The organism is Bacillus sp. A01H (assembly GCF_045277205.1).
Lineage (GTDB): Bacteria > Bacillota > Bacilli > Bacillales > Bacillaceae_G > Bacillus_A > Bacillus_A paranthracis.
Genome location: NZ_CP117702.1, coordinates 3,193,023 through 3,211,354 on the forward strand (window position 1 = coordinate 3,193,023; position 18,332 = coordinate 3,211,354).

Here is an 18,332-nt window from a genome sequence, read left to right on the forward strand (position 1 = left end):
CAACCTAATGACTAATACTAGCCGTCGGATATAATGTTGTTCCTCCAATTGAAACCTTTATTTCATTTGTTAATGGAACATTTTGTTCATTAATAATGGTTCTCCACCATTCCCATGCAAGACCTGTACATTCTCTTGCTACGATTTTTATATTTTTTGAATTTGGTGGAAGAGGGATTACTGTAGAGTAATGGGCTGTTTTGTCTTTGCCACTACCTTCCCATGTTTTATGTGTTAGTACTTCTTTCCCATTTTGATCAAATGTGAATTCATCCCAAGATACATCAAATTGTGCAACGTAAGCACCGTAATGATCAAGTGTCATTTTTGCACTTGAATATTCTGTAGTTGTCGTCTCGATATAATCTGTATTGTTATGAACAGCAGCAGTTGCATTATCTTTTAAGAACGTGCTTGTATATGAAATTGGATATGCTGGATTTTTAAAACTTAATTCAGCATTATCTTTAATGATATTTCGGATTTCATTGAAATCTTTTGTAACAACCTTGTTATGCTCTTTCGCATCTCCACCTAATACGACAGCAGTAAAGGTACTTTCTTCAAAAATATCTTTGTACTGTCCACTCGTTTCGACGCTGTTATTCTTCAGTAAAGCTTTAAAAGCAGCTTGTACATCTTTACTCTTAGATGTTGTTTCTAATTTTACATAAACCGTTCTACCATAAGCTACATTTGAAACCATAACAGGTGGAGCCGAATTACTTACTCCTTTACGAGTTAGCTCATCAAAAGTAACACTATTATCAAAGAGATCAGATGGATTATTAGGTAGTTCAGCACTTACAGTATAAAATATTTGTTTATATGCCGCCACCATCACTTTCTTTTCTCCATTTGCAACTGCATTAAAGTCAATATTTAGACTGTTATCAAGATATTTAGCATTAACATTAAGAGCACTTGCGATTTGTGATTTACTATAAACCATAGATTCTGTATACTGCATTCTTGCAGGTAACGTATGTGTTGCGGAATACTTTTCATTCCAAGTAGATACTAAATCATCTACTGCTCCAGCTACATTACCATATGTCGGATTTTGGACAGTGATTGTATTTTCTTTTCTCATACCAGGTAAGTCTATACTAATATTCAAAGGCTTTCTCTTAGCCACTAATAAACTCGGTTGATTGTCTGCAAAAGCTTTATTGGCAAGTTGTACAGCTCCTGGATACGTACGATTCGCTACAGAATCAATAATCGAAATATCGACTGGTGACGTTGTAAGTGATTTTTTCTCACGTTCCACTACTACAAATTTACCATTTGAATTGATACTTTCTTTCGGAACAAAACTCTCTATTTTATCACCATTTACAGCTAAAACCTCTTGATTATTATATGTAAGATTCCCTATACCAGTATCAATGCTACTAGCATTTTTATTTATATCATTTGCATGACCGATTTGTGTTTCTGCGAAAGAAATAGATGAATAATTAAGAGTGCATAGACTAACTAATACACATGTAAGGAACTTTCTTTTCTTGGTATTTTTCTTAATCTTCAGAAAAATCACCCCATTCTTTTTTTAGTAAGATATAATAATGATAGATATATGATAGCTAACGAATAAACTTACATAAACGCTTTTAAAAGTTCTTGAACTAAAGGAATTACTCCACCTAAAAATTTTAAAACTGCCATTGCGATTTCCATATTCCTTCCTCCTCTTTGCTGTATTAAGATGTGTTGTATATTTATGCTTTCATTATAATAAGCTTTTACATTTGCATCAATTCATTTTTATATGCAATATTTCATATTAGGGAAAAAGCAACTTTTTCTGTCAGGGTGATGATGCTACCACTCTTCTTGAACATATTTCAATCCTTCTAAAAATATCAGAATTTTCTACTTTTAAGAGGTTATGAACGAAACAACCTCGAATAATTGTAATACATATACATAAGGAGGTTGATCTATTTTGTTTCGTTCTTTTACTAATGGTTGCGTCGCCTTAGTGCAACGCTTCTTGCCAGAACCGTTTATTTTATCATGTTTATTAACTGTTTTCGTTATCTTCTTTGGTATGTTTGCAACGCATCAAACACCTGTGGAAATGATTAATCACTGGGGTAATGGCATTTGGGGACTTCTCGCCTTTTCTATGCAAATGGCACTTGTACTCGTGACAGGATCTGCTTTAGCAAACGCCCCTCTTATTAAAAAAGGATTAACGAAAGCGGCAAGACTACCGAAAACGAATGGACAAGGTATTATTGCCATTTCAATCGTAAGTTTACTAGGGGCGTACATAAACTGGGGATTTGGTATTGTTGTATCTGTTTTATATGCAAAAGAAGTAGCAAGACAGCTGGAAGGATTAGATTATAGACTGGCAATTGCTTCTCTTACTCTGGATTTCTCATTTGGCATGCGGGGCTTTCTGCTTCTATCCCTCTTACGTTAGCAACAGGCGGAGAAACGTTAATTAAAACGACAGCTGGAAGTATTAAAGAAGCGATTCCAATCACTGAAACGTTATTCTCACCATACGCCCTCGTTCCAGTTATTATCTTTTTAGTTACGATGCCTCTCATTAATAAGGCGATGCATCCAGATGAAAAACATACGATTACAGTAGACCCTAGCGTGTTTCATGAAGAAGCTGCCGCTCAAGAGGTAGGGAAAAATACGTTCGCTGAGAAAATGGAAAATAGTATCATTATTACACTTTGCGTTGGATTGTTAGGTCTCATTTATATTTTCAACTACTTTTATACGAAAGGCTTTAACCTTACGCTAGACATCGTTATTTTTATGTTATTAATTGCTGGACTCGTTTTCCACCGTACTCCGATTCAATATATTCGCGCTTTTTCAGACTCTACGAAAAGCGCTTCTGGCATTCTACTTCAATTTCCGTTTTACGCAGGAATTATGGGGATGATGATTGGAGCAAATAGTGAAGGCCTTTCACTTGGAGGAGCTATTTCGAATTTCTTTATTAGCATTTCAAACGAAACGACTTTCCCGCTCTTTACTTTTTTAAGTGCTGGCATCGTTAATATTTTCGTTCCATCTGGTGGCGGTCAATGGGCTGTGCAAGCACCCATTATGATTCCAGCTGGCGCTGAACTTGGTGTACCTGCTGCAAAAACAGCAATGGCCATTGCGTGGGGCGATGCTTGGACAAATTTAATTCAACCTTTCTGGGCATTACCAGCATTAGCGATAGCTGGTTTAGGTGCTCGTGATATTATGGGATTTTGCGTTGTGAACTTACTATATGCAGGTTTTATCATTAGTCTATGTTTCTTATTTATTTAAACGAAAAGCTAGTTTTATACTAGCTTTTTTACATAATAAATCATTTATTTCCCACGCAATTTATTATGGTCTTCCACTCTATCTCCGTAAGATGTAATGCCTCAAATACAAAAAAATCTTCACATACTTTTTCAATTAAATGTGGATTGTTCTTAAGGAAATCCCACTGTAATGCTTTAGGAAGAAAATATGTATCATATTCTTTACTTCCCCTTACTACTTCATCCACTTCTCTTTCACAAATTCCTCTTATCAAGTAGTCATTTCTTAATTGTATTTGAATTTGCTGAAATGTTTCGCTACATTTCTTCAATTGAAGTAAACATGTAATATACGTTCGAAAAAGTTCGTTATCATACCCACAACAGTTTATAATTCGATCGATTTCATTCATAATGTACGAGCCTTTTCTTCTATTTGTAATAACCACTTTTCCCGCTTCTCTCGTTTACTCGTTTTCACAGATTGAAATACTGACCGTTTTATATCGCGAATGCCGCAAAAACGTAAGACACCTCTCTTCATTATAATCCAATCTGCTGATCGATATAATAGTGCGACGTACCATAACGGTGAATCTAGCGTATTAATCACCCACGCCTTCTTCCCTTTCAATAACCCTTTAGGCAGAGCACCTTCATATTTATAAGCAAATCCAGCAACGAAAATACGATCAATAAATCCTTTTAAAATAGCTGGCATCCCCCACCACCATATCGGATAGATGAATAGAAGCATATCCGCTTCTTCTACTAATGTCCTGTACCGAGCTGTTTCTTCTTCATTTACTAAGTCACGTCTTTTCTTCTCTTCATTAAATACAAGGACTGGATCAAATTGCTCCTTATATAAATCAAGTACGGTAACTGAATGATTTGTTTCCTGTAGTCCTTTTTGCACATGATTTAAAATTGCCGCGTTAAAACTTGAAGGACTAGGATGAGCGTATACAATAAGTACATTCACTACAAAACAACTCCCTTTATAAGTTAAAGTTTCCCCTTCTTTAACATCTTCTCTACAATTTGCACGTTTTTTGAACTCTGTAACAAGCGATGTAGTACCGTTAATAACTCTTCCTTTTCTAACTCTTTTAGTTTCTCTTTCACTGCACTCTCACCAGCACTTTGAATATCATAAACAACTGCCGCCATATGTTTGCAAAGATTCTCATACGGACACTCGCAGCTACTTTCTGTAAAATCTTCAAGATCAATAATCACTTCATAGTCTCCTGCATTTCCAGTAACGAAAGCAAATATTTTCTTGTCTTGTATTTCAACATCTTCTACATGTCCTTCTTCATAATATTCATACCCTTTATCCATAATGTACTTAGGAATCCATTTTGTTATATCATGTAACAAATAAGCGTACATAACAACACCTCTTCCTTTAATTCCCTTTTGACTTCCAAACCTGTGCATGTTATTCTAATAACTGTCAAATAGCAAGTCTATATGACAAAACGACTGACACCTATTCGGCGAAGGTGTCTCTTTTCATTTGCAGCCGATATGAAGTGCCTCTTTCAGGCACATTCAATCTTTGACACTACACACTCAACACCATTCCCTGTATCAGGCTGCTTAAGCAGTCTTTTACTCTACATACTTCAAAAAAAGAGAGCTTAGCTCCCTTTTCTCGCCTTATAAAATACCCCTTTTTCAGTATAGAGATATTCATCAGCTAATGTAATTTTCCCATCCAGTTTCAGTTCATCTAATAGTCTTGATAAATAAAATTGATGTAACATCTTTTTCGTGAATTTTCCTTCATGATGCGAAACGATATGTTCTTGAATATCTAACAATGATATCGGCTTATCTTGCTCTATCATATATTCATAAACTGTACTACGCAGTTTTACGTATTTTTCGAGTGTCACAGTAACGCGCAACCCCTTTCTTCTTAATATAAATTTTCGTAATCGTTTTTTTTGCAATAAAAAAACCTCTCCGATAAGAAGAAGTTACGTATATATCTTCGTCTTATCTCCCAGAACAAATTTGTTCTGCTGGAATTAGCACCTGCATCGCGGTTGCTGGGTTTCATCGGGCCAGTCCCTCCACCTCTCTGGATAAGAAAATATTCACTTAATTCTTACTATACGTAATTTCATTTCAATTGTCAAACAAATATAACAAATTATATTTTCTTCTTTACTGTTCATACTATACATATATGAGTATGCAAGGAGGATTATGAAATGCACGAAAATGCCCGCGGATATGTCCAAGACTCTTTTCAATCATTACAAGAAGCAAAACAATGTTTAGAAGCAGCATTACAGACTGTTGAAAAAGATTTTAATCGCGCTCGTATTGAGCAATCTCTTTATGCGATCGAACAAGCTATTCAACGCTGCGACTACACCGTTCACATTTTAGAACAAGATTGAAAAAACTTCCCATCATAAGGTGGGAAGCTTTTTCAAATGGCATACTTCATAATTATTGCCGTTATGATTAAAAAATATACAGAATTCACAATTTCTAAAATCCCTACTTTTATAATAGAAATTTTTTTGCCATACAATATAATGGCTCGAATGACACTTGGTATAAAAATAAGGGAGCACCACGGATTAATAGCAAATACGATGACCGTTAACATGATATGATAACCCCAAGATATATAACGATACTTCGGATTATTTTTCTCACGTATCATCGTTTTCACATAAAACGTACTTCCTAAAAAATATAAAAATGAAATAAGCGCAATAAATAATGCTGTTTTATCTATCAATTTCATTGAAAAATAATAACTAACTAAACCACCTATACAGAAAACAATAATTGCACTAACGTCATTTAATAATGCTCTTTCATTTTTTTGACGAGCGTAATACATATTTACTATAAAGAATGGAATCATGACTATTACGAATAAAAGAATGCGCCATTCATATAATAGAGAAATCATCCCAAATATGAACGCAATAATAAAATATACAATTGAAGCATGTAAATACTCTTTTTTCCGTTTTTGTTTTATGTACATAAGAAATGGATACGTAGCTAAATAGATAAAGAACCAAGCTAAAAACAATGGAATATGATACATAGTAGGTTTCCCAAGTATGACACTTAATAGAAATGGTATAATAAGCATCGCCCATGCACCATGTTGCTTCGGAATAACTAACTTCATTAACTATACACCTCCCTTTTGAAAATAATTCTCACCTACTATTATACAAATAATTTTATATAGTAACGGATATATATTGGACTATTTTTTGACAATAAAAAATGCTCCTTACAATATGTAAGAAGCATGAAAGAGGCAAACGAATATGTAAGTCGCGACCCTACCTTATATGAGTATGCTTTTCTATACCATGTTATGCTTATCCAATATGCCATATTTCTTTTTAAATCTTGTAAGAATCGTAATCCAAGACGTACTAAATAATAGTAAGAAAACAACATTCGAAATTGCATGGCTCAAATCGAAATAAAAACTTGCGATATAATACGAAATGACTGTTTCCCACGTTGCCTCTCGTATAAAACCGAGAAGTCCCCAGAAATTCATGATCCAGCCAAATAAAAATCCAACAAACAATCCGTATAGTAGTCTTCCCCATAGCTTTTTCATTAAGAACGTATTACGTAATAATCCAGCTATAAAACCAATCATACCCCATGAAAACATTTGCCACGGCGTCCACGGACCTTGTCCTAAAAAGATATTAGACACAATCGCCGCTGTTGCCCCGATCATAAATCCAGTTTCACTTCCAAACACGATTGCAGAAACGATAATAACAAAAGAAGTCGGTTGTACACTCGGTAAAATAGAAAATGGTACGCGGCTAACTGCTGCAATTGCTGCTAACACGGCAACGAGAACAATTTCACGTGAAACAAACGCCTTTCTTTCAAAGCGGATATAGAAAGGTAACATAATAACGACTAATAAAAACAAACTACTTAACATGTAATACCCATCCATGATAAATGTAGTAAAGAGTAATGTGCCTATTATTACTGCAAAAATACATATTATGAATGCAACATATCGTTTGGACACGCTTCGTACACATCCTCCCACGTTAATGCATATGGCAATTCTTTTCGAATGAATCGATTGATAGATGTTGTATAAAAGAAGTTGCCACTAAAAAATTCTTTCGGTGCATCATTCATAATGACTGCTCCATCAAATAACATCATACATTGATCCACGTATTTCGCTGCAAACTCAATATCATGCGTTGCCATTACAATTGTTGTACCTTCTTTTTGCAGTTTCCTAAATAACTCTCCTACTCTCTCTTTCTTCCATGGATCGAGTCCCTTTGTCGGTTCATCCAGTAATAATAAAGTCGGCTTTGATAATAACGTTGTACATAATGCAAGTAGTTGTTGCTCTCCCCCGCTACAATCATGTGGATGGCGTTCTTTAAGTGCATATAGCCAAAACTTTTTAAGCTGATGTTCTGCTATTTCGTTTCCTTGTTCTCCATATAATTCACGCGCTCGTTCATACACTTCGTCCCACACTGTATCAAATGTAAAATGATAATACGGATGCTGTGATACATACCCAATACTTTTAAATCGTTCTTTCGAATCAACTTTATGTATCACTTTCCCATTCCACTTTACTTTCCCTCTTCTCGCTTTTTGCAATCCAGCTAAAAGCGTTAACAGTGTAGACTTCCCTGTCCCATTCTTTCCAACGAGAGCTACCCATTTTCCTTTTTCAATCGATACTGTTAAATCTCGTAAAATGAGCGGACTATTTTTTTCATATTGGAATGAAATATGCTCGGCACTTAAAATGACTTCTTGCTTTTCACTTTGTGCTATTGGCTCACTTACATATGACATCGCTGAAAAATCATTCATTTTCATTTGCGCTTCTCGCACTGTAAACGGAATATCTTTCGTATTCCACTCTAAAAACAATCTTGGAATTTGCGGAATAAATGGCCGGAACTTTTCTACTTCCCACATATTTGCTACAACCGTTTTCGGACTACCGTCATACACGATTTGGCCGTTACTCATACAAATAACGCGCGTTGCAAGTGGTATTACTTCATCTAAACGATGTTCACTTAAAACGATCGTAATTCCAAGTTCTTCATTAATACGCTTTAACAATCCTAAAAACTCTTTTGCGGCAATTGGATCTAACTGCGCTGTCGGTTCATCTAATAATAATAATTTCGGTTGCATTACTAATACGGCAGCTAAATTAACAAGTTGCTTCTGTCCGCCAGATAACGTATGAACAGATTGATGCAATAAATCTTGAAATCCTAAGAAACTAATAAGCTCTGCTATTCTTTTTTGAATAATATGTGATGGTAATCCAATATTTTCTAAAGAAAACGCTAATTCTTGAATTACTGTATCCATTACGAGTTGATTTTCTGGATTTTGAAATACCATACCAATTTCTTGAGCAGATAACAAATCCGGTACATTTTCTAATAAAGTACCATCATAATATGTATCCCCAGTACGCTTACCGATTGGAAGTAATTCCTTTTTAAAATGTTTTAATAAAGTCGTCTTTCCAGATCCTGATCCTCCAGCAAGTGCAATAAACTCTCCTTTTTGAACAGAAAGAGAAATATGCTGTAACGCTTCTTCGTTTTCATCAGCATATACAAATGATAAATTGTTTATTTCTGCATGCGCCACCATATCCATTCCCTTCCTTCCATTATGATTGGTAAACTAATAAACATCGTAAATACAACAAACATCATCCCATCATATTGCTGAAATAAAATAGATTCAACTTTCGGATAAATGATTAACTTTCCCCCACCATACGTACTACATATAATAGCAACTATAAATAGAATACTTAAATAACTGAGCGTATACCAATCTCGTTTTTCCATTCTATAGCGAATATATGTCGTACGTTTCGTTACACCAAATCCACGAGCTTGCATAGAATCTGCCGTTTGCAGTGCATCTTCCAATGAACAAATTAATAATACTTGCAATAGTTGCATACCATTTTTCACACGTTCCACAATGGAACCTGCATCTACCTGTACACCTTTCGTCTTTTGGACGAGTGTTATTTTCTGTAATCTTCTCATAAACAAAGGAACAAATCTCACTGTAATCATCGTTAACAATGCTACTTTCGGTGAAATTCTAGAAAACAAATATAAAAATTTATGACTTGAAATAATATCATTATACGAAGCAAACGTAAACATAATCGCCACTAGTAATAACCCCATTACTACTCCAAACATAATTGCCTCAAGTTTAATACGGCTATCACCTAACCAAAATAACGTAGTTCGTCCTCTATGCGTTAATAGCGAATTAAATAAAATGACCATAAAAAAGAAAACGATTGTGCTCGGTAACATCTTTCTTACCTTTTCGCTATTCCCTTGCATCACATTTAAAATAACAATTAATAGTATTGCTCCAATTAAAAAAAGAGGATGAAGACACATCATACATAGTATCATCACCCCGATATAATAGAAAAAATTCACAAAAGGATGTAAAGAAGAAAAACTTATTTTCATAGTCCTTTACCGAATGCCTTTTTTATTTTAATACAAACACCCACTCGATTGTATCGCCTGGTTTTACTGTAACTACACCTGCACTATGGTTTGGAAACGCACCGTTCACACGATATTTCCATCCGCTAGTAGCGGTAATATCTTTTTCATATAAATCATTAATACCTTTTACATAAACTCCATCTTTAGAGCCCATTGCATCCACATCTAATCCTGTACGCTGCAATACTTTATAAACTGTATCGCCTTCTTGTACATCCACCTTTTTTGCACCTAATAAATATCCTTCATTACCTTTTACTGAGATCGTAACTTGTTTTGGTTTTGGTATTACTGGATCTGGCACTGGCGGTACTGGATCTGGTACCGGTGTTGGTGGAGTTGGTACACTATTGTTCTCTTCTGGTTTTTTCTTTTGCTCCTGTTTCGGTGTTTCCTTCGGCTGATTCACAACCTTTGCTTCTTCTTTTACTTCTTGCGCTTTCGGTTGTTGCTCTTGTTGTTTCTCTTGTTGTTTCTCTTCTTGTGCTTTTTGTTGTTCTGGTTGCTTAGTAGCGACAGGCTGTTCCTGCGTTTTTTCTTCTTTCTTTACTTCCGGTTGTGCTTGTGGCTTTTCTTCTTTCGGCTTCTCTTCTACTTTTTGCTCTTGCTTTTCTTTCTGTTCGTCTTGCTTATTTTGCTCTTGTTCAGCTTGTTTTTCCTCCGGTTTTTCTTCCGGCTTCGCTTCATCTTTTTTCTCTTCTTGTTTTGCTACTTCTTCTTGCTTCGGTTCTACTTTCTTCTCAGGCTTTACCGCTGCCTCTTCACATCCGGCAAGTAGCCCAAGTGAAAGCAGTAAAGAAATAAACCATTTCATCTTACTCATGTTGCCTCTCACCTTTCATATTAAAAATTAGGAGCAAATGATTGCTCCTAATTTTTGTTAAGCTGCTTTACGTCTCCATAATACATATGCAGAAGCAATACATAATACACCCATACCTACTTCTGTCGCTGCACTATGAGAAGATGCTCCTGTTTTCGGTAATGTGCTACCGTTTCCGGATTTTTTATTTTTAACCGGTTCGTTATCCACAACAACTTTTAAAGTGTCATCTTTCGTTTCTTGTTGCACTTGTTTTTGTTCTTCTGGTTGTTCAGTAACTTCTTTTTCCACCACAACATTTTCTGAATCTACATTTGGTTTTGGATTAATTTCAGTAACAGATTCAGTTGACCAGTCATAAATCGATTTTCCAAGGTCTCTAAACTGAAGTAAAGCTAATAATGCTTGCTCTGTTGCCATTCCGCTACCGGTTTGATCGCCTGGTAACCATTTAAATTCACCATTTGGAAGTTGATATGACAATAGATTTTGCACTGCCTTATGAAGACGGTTTTGATCTACATCTTTCACAAGGGATAATCCAATAATAGCTTGCGCAGCACTATTAGAATTCTCTTGTCCATCAGCAGAGAAACCGCCATTTTCTAGTTGTTCATTATATAAGTATGCGACAGCCTTTTGCACTGCTGGTTTCACATCTGCTCGGTCTTGATAAGGAGCTAATGCTGATAAAACCATACCTGTTACATCAACGCTACTAGCACTATCTTTACTGCTTGCGCTATCATAAGTCCAGCCGCCATCTGTATGTTGCGCGTTTAAAAGTGCATCTACTAAAGCAACTCGATTCCATTTTGAATCTACTGGAATTTCATATTTTTTCGTATCAAATGCAAGTAAAGCAAATGTATAACCTGTAACAGAATTCACTTTATCTGATTCGTACAATTTTTGAACTAAATTATGTTCGCCTACCATTTTTGGGTCTGCATTCATTGCATTCATCATAATAATCGTTCTAGCTAAATCTGTCGCTGAAAAACGATTAACGCGCTTTTCTACCTTTTCAGTTACAGTCTTAACATAATTTAATTTCGCCTCGATTGGTATATTCTTTCCAGAACGAGAAAGACCTAGCGCTACCCAATCACTTTCAATTCCATCTTGTAACATCTTTTCAGACGTCTTAGAGATCGCGTCATTTACTTGTGCTACTGGAATTTGAATGTTCTCTTGCTTTGGTTGTTCTGGTTTTTCTTGTTTTGGATCATCCGTCTTCGGTTCTTCTGGCTTTTCTTGTTTTGGATCATCCGTTTTTGGTTCTTCTGGCTTTTCTTGTTTTGGATCATCCGTCTTTGGTTCTTCTGGTTTCTCTTGCTTTGGATCATCCGTCTTTGGTTCTTCTGGTTTTTCTTGTTTTGGATCATCTGTTTTTGGTTCTTCTACAGTTTTACAAGTACCAAATTTATCTAATGTTTGTTGTAATGTTTCTTGACTCATATTGTTCCAGTCTGAAACAAAGCGGAAAACAACAACATCTCCAGATTTTAATTTATAACTATCCGCTCCAACTTCTGCAGATTTATCATTTACATCATACAGCCAGCCACTTGTAGCCCCGGCCATTAGCCCATCAATGCCTTTTACATACGTTCCAAACGACATCGTTTCAGCTTCTACTTTGTCCCCCATGACTTTTTGTAGCAAGCTTAAAGCTGTTTCCCCATCTTTAATTTGCTCTTCTTTCGGACATAACATAATGCCCTTTTGTGATTCACCAATAATTGCAAGTTTTGCTGTATTTCCTTCAGCAAACGTAATATGTACTGTATTCGCAAAAGAAACAAATACAAGTGTAACTGCCATTAACGACGTAAGCAGCCATTTTTTTAACATTGCCATCCCAAAATTTCCTCCCTTACTACTATTCACACAAAAAAAGGCCCTTCAAGGGCGTGCAATTGACACTCTTTTTTTGTAAGTGTCGAACAAACTGTGCAACACCTCCTACCCGCATCATTCGCGGCTATATTTGTATAGGAAAAATAATTTTGTTCATGAACGTATCATTGTGATAACATTCACTTTTCTAGGCACAACTTACTTCCATTTAAGTTATCGTAAAACGATAAACCTATACATTCTGTTAATTTTAAATTTCTGTATTATTTTACTATTGACAAAGAATTTTGTCCATGCTTTATCGGATTTATTTTCTAAGAATAGTAACTTACTAACCTTTAACGATGCAAACTCTTTTCACTAATAATGACGCCATCTTCATCCACATACACATATTCATCCGGCTTCCATTCTACTTGCCCAAATTGCAATGAAATATTTCGTTCTCCTTTCCCTTCTTTTACACTTCTATTCGGCATTGTCCCTAACGCTAAAATACCTATATTTATATTCTTTAGTTCACTAGAATCACGAACGTATCCATATACAATAATTCCTGCCAGCTTTCTTTCCTCCGCAATAGCTGCCAAATTATCACCGAGTAACGCACAATTCGTAGAGGCTCCACCGTCAACAACTAATACCGTTCCTTCTGGTAATGTTTGCAACCCTTCCTTCACTAGTACATTATCATCCTTCACTTTTACCGTTGCAATTTTCCCGTGGAATTGTTCTTTCTTCCCAAAAGATCGAAAAGACTGGCGACATATTTGTAATTCATTTTCAAACTCATCACATAGATCCGTAGTTTTCCACATCTTTTTCCCTCTTTTCCTTTTACTTTCTATTTAACATATTCTTGGATTATTTTCGTTTCCCTGTCTAATGTTGCAAGAATTTGTATGTGCGGGAAAAGGACAGAAAAACTATTGCCTTACGAAGCCACCTTTATTATAATCTATTTCACAGATAAATTTCAGAATATTAAAAATTAATCAAGTGAAAAAGGAGGGGTTTTATGCAATTACAAACTGAAGTAAAAAAACAACCTAGTAAACGAAAGTTTAAAATGCCTGATGCGTATGTACTACTATTTTTTATTGCTTTACTATGTGCAATAGCTACTTATTTCGTTCCTGCTGGAGAATTTAAAAGAGTTACAAACGGGACTGTTACAACGACAATACCAGGAAGTTATCATTCTGTTCCACAATCGCCAGTAGGATTTGTTTCTTTTTTTACCGCTATTGAAAAAGGAATGACACTTGCTGCTCCGATCATCTTCTTAATTTTATTTACGGGTGGCGCTATTGCTATTCTTGAAAAAACAGGTGCTCTTGACGGTTTAATCTATCATGTTATTAACAAATTTCGTAATCAGCAATTACTTTTCATATGTATTGTCGCCGCACTCTTTTCCATTCTCGGAACGACTGGCATTATCGTTAACTCAGTTATCGGCTTTATCCCTATCGGCATCATCGTTGCCCGCACATTAAAATGGGACGCTATCGTCGGCGTAGCCATTATTTATTTAGGTACTTATGCTGGTTTTAATGCTACTATATTATCTCCTTCACCTTTAGGCATTTCACAAAAAATCGCGGAACTCCCAATGTTTTCAGGAATTGGTTTACGCACAGCAATTTATATCTCTTTTTTACTTGCTACCATTCTATATATTAATTGGTACGTAAAACGCTTAAAAAAATCGAATAAAGGAAGCATACTCGGCGACAACTGGTTTCCAAGTAATGCTCTTTCAAGTGGAAAAGAGGCACAGAAAACAGAAGTTCCTTGGACAATACGTCATAAATTAATTTTACTCGTTGCAGCTTTATCATTAATTGCATTTTTAATAGGCGCTTTTCGTCTACATTGGACAGACGCAGAAATGACCGCTACTTTTATTTTCATCGCAATTACAGCTGGAATAATAGGTGGTATGAAAGCAAACGATATCGCTTCTACTTTTCTAGCAGGCTGCCAAAATCTCATATACGGTGCTTTGATCGTCGGAATGGCTCGTTGTATTTCAGTCATTTTAGAACAAGGAAAATTACTTGATACAATCGTTAACCAACTCGCACAGTCTCTCGAAGGACAAAGCCCGGTATTTGGCGTTATCGGTATGTATGTAAGTAGTGCCGCATTACATTTCCTTATTTCATCCGGTACAGGTGAATCTGTTATTTTCATTCCGATATTAGCTCCGTTAGCTGATTTCATGCACATTACACGCCAAGTTACAGTACAAGCTGTTATGCTCGGCGAAGGTGTAGTGAACTGCCTCAATCCAACTTCCGGTGTTTTAATGGGCGTTCTCGCAGCGAGCGGCATTTCTTACGGAAAATGGATTCGATTTATGGCTCCTCTTGCATTCATTTGGTTTATTATTGGACTGATTTTTCTTATTGTTGGGGTTAATATTGAGTGGGGACCGTATTAAAACTATGAAACTTTCTCCCTATTATTTCACCGTTATCTTATAATAATGAAAAAAAGGATTGATTATAGTAATCAATCCTTTTCACTTGCATCTCTCAAAGCTAAATCTCTGCAGCTAATAAATTGTACTCATTGTCAAAAGAAGCATGGATTCTATGGCCACCAAATACATCTCCATCATTGTATTCGCAATATATATCATTTTCTCTCATTACAATGTCCATAAGAGTAATAGATTGCTCAAATGTTTCTTTCGTCATATCATATTCTCCTGCATCTACAGCATCCCAATCTAAATGTTCATCATTCTCATCATATTCAGGCCAAACATCATTTTTATACTCTATTAATTCTTCTGCTATAGCAAGCTTAGCTTTTTTATCAAATTCCTCTAAACATACATAAAGCTTTTCTGCTCTTTTCAGCATTTCATGTACTTGTACATGCTCATTTCTAACATCCAATTCCCAATGTACTTTTCCTTCGTTTTGTTCATATGTATGTAAAGTTTCATTAAAGATAAACATTCCAATTAATTCACTTTTTATTGATTTTTCCATGATTTCATTTCCTTTCTATCTCTGAAAAAGAAACTTTAATTAGTTTGATAGACATGGGACTGAACTCCTAATGCTTTATTTTTATGCTGACTTTTTTCATGAAATAAAACTCAGTTATCAGTCTAAACCATTTTTTAGATTTAACAATAATATGTGTACATTTGTAAAATTCCAATTAAGTTTGTTAAAAATGAAAAATTCTGAAGTTAGTATTTTATTAAATTTTATTTCAACCCAATAGCATTTTTATCCTTCAAATAGCCCCTTTCATTCTAATTTCTGCATTTCTTTCAGCCGTTCTATATCCTTTTCTGAAGCCTTTTCTATTTTATACAATTCATAGCTACCCTTTATCTCATTTATCACTACAAATTCGATTTCATTCCGAACATAGCTTTTCGTTTTTCCTTTTTTATAACCAATAACATTATCTAATATAGTTTCCCCACTATCTTTTTTATATAAATTATAGCTAACAGGTGGACGACCAATTACATACTTATTATCAGAAAATCCGACTATACCATCCCTTCCTAATCCTGTCGAAGCACTCCAGACAAACATAATCTGAAATATAGAATAAACAACAATACCGCATAAGAAAAAAAATAGGATTGATTTAAAAAATAACTTTACAGGCATGCTTCTCAAAAGACATTCCCTCCCATTTCACCTCAGGATAGCAAGAACAATACGTGAATTTTGTATGCTAAGGCACCAAAGTTTTTATAATGTTCCACAGCTAGTTTAAATAGTGCATCCTTACCTCAAAAACTATCGTAGAGAGTAGCTCGGCTTATGACCTTTCTCCCAAAATAAATACATAGCTTTATTTAAAGCTTGCTCTTTATTAAAACTAATCTTTCTACCCATTAACCACACCCCCGTATTATATATTTTAGTATAAATATTTTGGAACGATAAGCCCGCAAAATATTTTGAAATTAATTCTTCCGTTAGAGGGCGCTTTAAAGGTTTATATAACTGTATTAATAATAATCAAAAACACTTGAAGTTGACGTTGGGTCATTTTATATACTGTTAAGTAGCTACTATTTCGCAATTTCATAAAAGAAATTAGAAAAATAGGAGGTTTTCATATGAAACAGGGCGATATTATTATTTATGGATGTGTCATTATAGGTGCAGGTATTGGACTGTTACTGGATCATGGATTTCCTGGTGCACTAATTGGATTAGGAGCAGGCTACTTACTTAAAAATCTTCTTAGTAAAGAAGGTTAGAAGCGAAATAAGAAAATAATCGTTAAAGATAAAATCTTAACGTACAGAAAGGTAGGTTTATCAGTTGATACACATTAATAAAGTTGCAGAACTGACAGGCGTTACAGTAAGAACACTGCGTTATTACGATAAAATCGGATTATTAAAACCAGCATCCAAAACAGAGGGTGGCCATCGTTTATATACAAATGAAGAAATAAAAAAACTTCAGCAAGTTCAATTTTTAAAAAAGGTTGGATTTCCGTTACAAGAGATTAAACATATGCTCGACTTCAATGAGTGGGATTGGTCGGATAGTTTAAAGAGCCAATTATCTTATGTAATAAATGAGCAGGAACATTTAAAGAAAATAGAATTATCCTTACGAGAAATGATAAATGGAATTGCGTTAGAGGGAGAAGAAAGCTGGATCGCGATTCAAAAAATCATGCAATTATCCAGCAAAGATAAAGAAATACAACAGTATTATCGCGAATCTATATTTAAAGAAAAAGAAATAAAACTATTAGAAAAGGTTCCTAAGATGGCAAGTGACTGTTCTGATTCACTCGAATGGATTGCTCTCATCGGCCAGTTAAAGCGTTATATGAAGGATGGCCCAAAAGCAACGAAAGTTCAAAATATCATAAGACGAATGGAGGAAAAACGCTTAGAAGAATTTGAAGGTGAGGATGAATTTCTAAATAAGCTTTGGGAGATAAGGATGGCTCCCGAACAATCAGAGAAACTTAGTTTATATCCAATCGATCAAGATGTGCTTCAGTTTATGAACGAGGCATATGCCATTTTTATGACTAAAAAAAATAATCCTGAGCCGGAATAAGGGGGAAAGCACAATGGGTACAGAGCAACTTCTCCTAATAGGCGGATTAGCTATATTAGACACGCTAAGCCCTACTACAATAGGAGTAACAATATATCTACTTTTAACAGATAAAGAACGTCTCACGAAACGTTTATTCGTTTATTTATTGACGGTAGCAGGATTTTATTTTGCTGTTGGCGTTTCACTCATGTTAGGATTAGATTTTTTGTTTAAGTTTATTTCTGGCTTATTTCAAAACCGAATCGTAAGCTGGTCGTTCTTCATTATTGGTGTCATATTATTCATTGCAAGCTTCTATATTCCACCAAAGAAAAATTCAGAGATCCCCTCACCAAAATCAAAAAGCATTTTTTCAATGATCGCGCTAGGATTCACTACTACATTAATTGAAGTGGGTACTGCATTTCCTTATTTTGCGGCAATTGGTATACTTACTACTTCTAATCTATCCTTGATACAATGGTCTTCTATTTTAGCGGGATACAACTTGATCATGGTACTGCCCTCTCTCCTGCTGTTTCTCTTCTATCTCCTATTTGGTCGGTGGATGCAAAAACCTCTCGAGAGGCTTCGAATGAAAATTGCTAATAGTACAGGATCAGCCCTATCATGGATTATGTGTATAGTTGGCTTCCTCCTAATATTAAATAGCCTGGATTATTTATAGGGTATTTATAGAACCTACACTCAGGGGAATATGTTT

19 protein-coding genes, 2 pseudogenes and 1 riboswitch are annotated in these 18,332 nt (G+C 35.2%); of the genes and pseudogenes, 6 read left to right on the forward strand and 15 right to left on the reverse strand.

Features of this window, described 5'->3' with window-relative positions:
- Positions 1-4: 4 nt before the first annotated feature.
- The gene (alo, locus tag PSR14_RS16830) at positions 5-1,543 is read right to left on the reverse strand and encodes an anthrolysin O/cereolysin O family cholesterol-dependent cytolysin Alo (protein ID WP_073541206.1); all 1,539 of its coding nucleotides are present in this window, start codon (positions 1,541-1,543) and stop codon (positions 5-7) included.
- Positions 1,544-1,951: 408 nt separating this feature from the next.
- Between alo and PSR14_RS16835 the strand changes: the two are divergent.
- Positions 1,952-3,297 (forward strand): annotated as a pseudogene (locus PSR14_RS16835) (short-chain fatty acid transporter).
- 40 nt (positions 3,298-3,337) lie between these two features.
- On the opposite strand, the gene PSR14_RS16840 reads toward PSR14_RS16835, so the two are convergent.
- The 4 genes from PSR14_RS16840 to PSR14_RS16855 form a co-directional block, all read right to left on the reverse strand.
- Positions 3,338-3,691: a group-specific protein gene (locus PSR14_RS16840; RefSeq protein WP_113732908.1), complete on the reverse strand. Its 354-nt coding sequence runs from the start codon at positions 3,689-3,691 to the stop codon at positions 3,338-3,340.
- The gene (locus PSR14_RS16845; RefSeq protein ID WP_001101676.1) at positions 3,688-4,263 is read right to left on the reverse strand and encodes an NAD(P)H-dependent oxidoreductase; all 576 of its coding nucleotides are present in this window, start codon (positions 4,261-4,263) and stop codon (positions 3,688-3,690) included. The genes PSR14_RS16840 and PSR14_RS16845 overlap by 4 nt, the downstream gene beginning before the upstream one ends.
- Before the next feature lie 23 nt (positions 4,264-4,286).
- Positions 4,287-4,724 carry an SWIM zinc finger domain-containing protein gene (locus tag PSR14_RS16850; RefSeq protein WP_001997853.1) on the reverse strand — a complete coding sequence of 146 codons (438 nt, stop codon included), beginning with the start codon at positions 4,722-4,724 and terminating at the stop codon, positions 4,287-4,289.
- Positions 4,725-4,927: 203 nt separating this feature from the next.
- The gene (locus PSR14_RS16855) at positions 4,928-5,185 is read right to left on the reverse strand and encodes a hypothetical protein (RefSeq protein ID WP_000171478.1); all 258 of its coding nucleotides are present in this window, start codon (positions 5,183-5,185) and stop codon (positions 4,928-4,930) included.
- Between the two features lie 100 nt (positions 5,186-5,285).
- Positions 5,286-5,384, reverse strand: a riboswitch (SAM riboswitch).
- 122 nt (positions 5,385-5,506) lie between these two features.
- Here PSR14_RS16855 and PSR14_RS16860 point away from each other — a divergent pair.
- Positions 5,507-5,698 (forward strand): hypothetical protein, encoded by a 192-nt coding sequence (locus tag PSR14_RS16860; RefSeq protein ID WP_000545001.1) that lies wholly within the window; start codon positions 5,507-5,509, stop codon positions 5,696-5,698.
- Between the two features lie 32 nt (positions 5,699-5,730).
- Here the strand turns inward: PSR14_RS16860 and PSR14_RS16865 are convergent, their stop codons facing one another.
- The 7 genes from PSR14_RS16865 to rraA form a co-directional block, all read right to left on the reverse strand.
- The gene (locus PSR14_RS16865; protein ID WP_000779951.1) at positions 5,731-6,453 is read right to left on the reverse strand and encodes a YwiC-like family protein; all 723 of its coding nucleotides are present in this window, start codon (positions 6,451-6,453) and stop codon (positions 5,731-5,733) included.
- A 183-nt stretch (positions 6,454-6,636) separates the two neighbouring features.
- Complete coding sequence (locus tag PSR14_RS16870) at positions 6,637-7,338, reverse strand: ECF transporter S component (protein ID WP_073541212.1); 702 nt, start codon at positions 7,336-7,338, stop codon at positions 6,637-6,639.
- Positions 7,311-8,972, reverse strand: a complete 1,662-nt coding sequence (locus tag PSR14_RS16875; protein ID WP_033688067.1) for an ABC transporter ATP-binding protein — start codon at positions 8,970-8,972, stop codon at positions 7,311-7,313. The genes PSR14_RS16870 and PSR14_RS16875 overlap by 28 nt, the downstream gene beginning before the upstream one ends.
- The gene (locus tag PSR14_RS16880) at positions 8,945-9,823 is read right to left on the reverse strand and encodes an energy-coupling factor transporter transmembrane component T (RefSeq protein ID WP_002163588.1); all 879 of its coding nucleotides are present in this window, start codon (positions 9,821-9,823) and stop codon (positions 8,945-8,947) included. The genes PSR14_RS16875 and PSR14_RS16880 overlap by 28 nt, the downstream gene beginning before the upstream one ends.
- Positions 9,824-9,845: 22 nt before the next feature.
- Positions 9,846-10,688: a DUF4430 domain-containing protein gene (locus PSR14_RS16885; RefSeq protein ID WP_000041425.1), complete on the reverse strand. Its 843-nt coding sequence runs from the start codon at positions 10,686-10,688 to the stop codon at positions 9,846-9,848.
- A 57-nt stretch (positions 10,689-10,745) separates the two neighbouring features.
- Positions 10,746-12,551: a DUF4430 domain-containing protein gene (locus tag PSR14_RS16890; protein ID WP_073541214.1), complete on the reverse strand. Its 1,806-nt coding sequence runs from the start codon at positions 12,549-12,551 to the stop codon at positions 10,746-10,748.
- A 338-nt stretch (positions 12,552-12,889) separates the two neighbouring features.
- Positions 12,890-13,369, reverse strand: coding sequence for a ribonuclease E activity regulator RraA (gene rraA, locus PSR14_RS16895; protein WP_000266062.1), 480 nt, complete (start codon positions 13,367-13,369; stop codon positions 12,890-12,892).
- A gap of 200 nt (positions 13,370-13,569) precedes the next feature.
- Here rraA and PSR14_RS16900 point away from each other — a divergent pair, with 200 nt between their 5' ends.
- Positions 13,570-15,000 carry a YfcC family protein gene (locus PSR14_RS16900; RefSeq protein WP_001176951.1) on the forward strand — a complete coding sequence of 477 codons (1,431 nt, stop codon included), beginning with the start codon at positions 13,570-13,572 and terminating at the stop codon, positions 14,998-15,000.
- Between the two features lie 100 nt (positions 15,001-15,100).
- Here PSR14_RS16900 and PSR14_RS16905 read toward each other — a convergent pair whose 3' ends face one another.
- From PSR14_RS16905 to PSR14_RS16915, 3 genes and pseudogenes are all read right to left on the reverse strand, one after another.
- Complete coding sequence (locus PSR14_RS16905; protein ID WP_000415684.1) at positions 15,101-15,559, reverse strand: DUF2262 domain-containing protein; 459 nt, start codon at positions 15,557-15,559, stop codon at positions 15,101-15,103.
- Positions 15,560-15,826: 267 nt separating this feature from the next.
- Positions 15,827-16,201 carry a hypothetical protein gene (locus PSR14_RS16910; RefSeq protein WP_073541367.1) on the reverse strand — a complete coding sequence of 125 codons (375 nt, stop codon included), beginning with the start codon at positions 16,199-16,201 and terminating at the stop codon, positions 15,827-15,829.
- Positions 16,202-16,329: 128 nt separating this feature from the next.
- A pseudogene (locus tag PSR14_RS16915) lies at positions 16,330-16,432 on the reverse strand (TetR/AcrR family transcriptional regulator); the annotation flags it as partial.
- 227 nt (positions 16,433-16,659) lie between these two features.
- On the opposite strand from PSR14_RS16915, the gene PSR14_RS16920 reads away from it, so the two are divergent.
- The 3 genes from PSR14_RS16920 to PSR14_RS16930 all read left to right on the forward strand — a co-directional run bounded on the left by PSR14_RS16920 (position 16,660) and on the right by PSR14_RS16930 (position 18,296).
- Positions 16,660-16,803 carry a hypothetical protein gene (locus PSR14_RS16920; protein WP_000808927.1) on the forward strand — a complete coding sequence of 48 codons (144 nt, stop codon included), beginning with the start codon at positions 16,660-16,662 and terminating at the stop codon, positions 16,801-16,803.
- Between the two features lie 64 nt (positions 16,804-16,867).
- Entirely contained in the window at positions 16,868-17,626 is a 759-nt protein-coding gene (locus PSR14_RS16925; protein WP_000581351.1) for a MerR family transcriptional regulator, read from the forward strand.
- A 13-nt stretch (positions 17,627-17,639) separates the two neighbouring features.
- Positions 17,640-18,296, forward strand: coding sequence for a GAP family protein (locus tag PSR14_RS16930; protein WP_000536412.1), 657 nt, complete (start codon positions 17,640-17,642; stop codon positions 18,294-18,296).
- The last annotated feature ends 36 nt before the right edge of the window (positions 18,297-18,332 follow it).

Coding starts and splice junctions, on each gene's coding strand:
- PSR14_RS16840 (WP_113732908.1), bottom strand. CDS start 3,691: ATGAATGAAATCGATCGAATTATAAACTGTTGTGGGTATGATAACGAA.
- PSR14_RS16850 (WP_001997853.1), bottom strand. CDS start 4,724: ATGCACAGGTTTGGAAGTCAAAAGGGAATTAAAGGAAGAGGTGTTGTT.
- PSR14_RS16860 (WP_000545001.1), top strand. CDS start 5,507: ATGCACGAAAATGCCCGCGGATATGTCCAAGACTCTTTTCAATCATTA.
- PSR14_RS16865 (WP_000779951.1), bottom strand. CDS start 6,453: ATGAAGTTAGTTATTCCGAAGCAACATGGTGCATGGGCGATGCTTATT.
- PSR14_RS16875 (WP_033688067.1), bottom strand. CDS start 8,972: ATGGATATGGTGGCGCATGCAGAAATAAACAATTTATCATTTGTATAT.
- PSR14_RS16880 (WP_002163588.1), bottom strand. CDS start 9,823: ATGAAAATAAGTTTTTCTTCTTTACATCCTTTTGTGAATTTTTTCTAT.
- PSR14_RS16885 (WP_000041425.1), bottom strand. CDS start 10,688: ATGAGTAAGATGAAATGGTTTATTTCTTTACTGCTTTCACTTGGGCTA.
- PSR14_RS16890 (WP_073541214.1), bottom strand. CDS start 12,551: ATGGCAATGTTAAAAAAATGGCTGCTTACGTCGTTAATGGCAGTTACA.
- rraA (WP_000266062.1), bottom strand. CDS start 13,369: ATGTGGAAAACTACGGATCTATGTGATGAGTTTGAAAATGAATTACAA.
- PSR14_RS16900 (WP_001176951.1), top strand. CDS start 13,570: ATGCAATTACAAACTGAAGTAAAAAAACAACCTAGTAAACGAAAGTTT.
- PSR14_RS16905 (WP_000415684.1), bottom strand. CDS start 15,559: ATGGAAAAATCAATAAAAAGTGAATTAATTGGAATGTTTATCTTTAAT.
- PSR14_RS16910 (WP_073541367.1), bottom strand. CDS start 16,201: ATGCCTGTAAAGTTATTTTTTAAATCAATCCTATTTTTTTTCTTATGC.
- PSR14_RS16920 (WP_000808927.1), top strand. CDS start 16,660: ATGAAACAGGGCGATATTATTATTTATGGATGTGTCATTATAGGTGCA.
- PSR14_RS16930 (WP_000536412.1), top strand. CDS start 17,640: ATGGGTACAGAGCAACTTCTCCTAATAGGCGGATTAGCTATATTAGAC.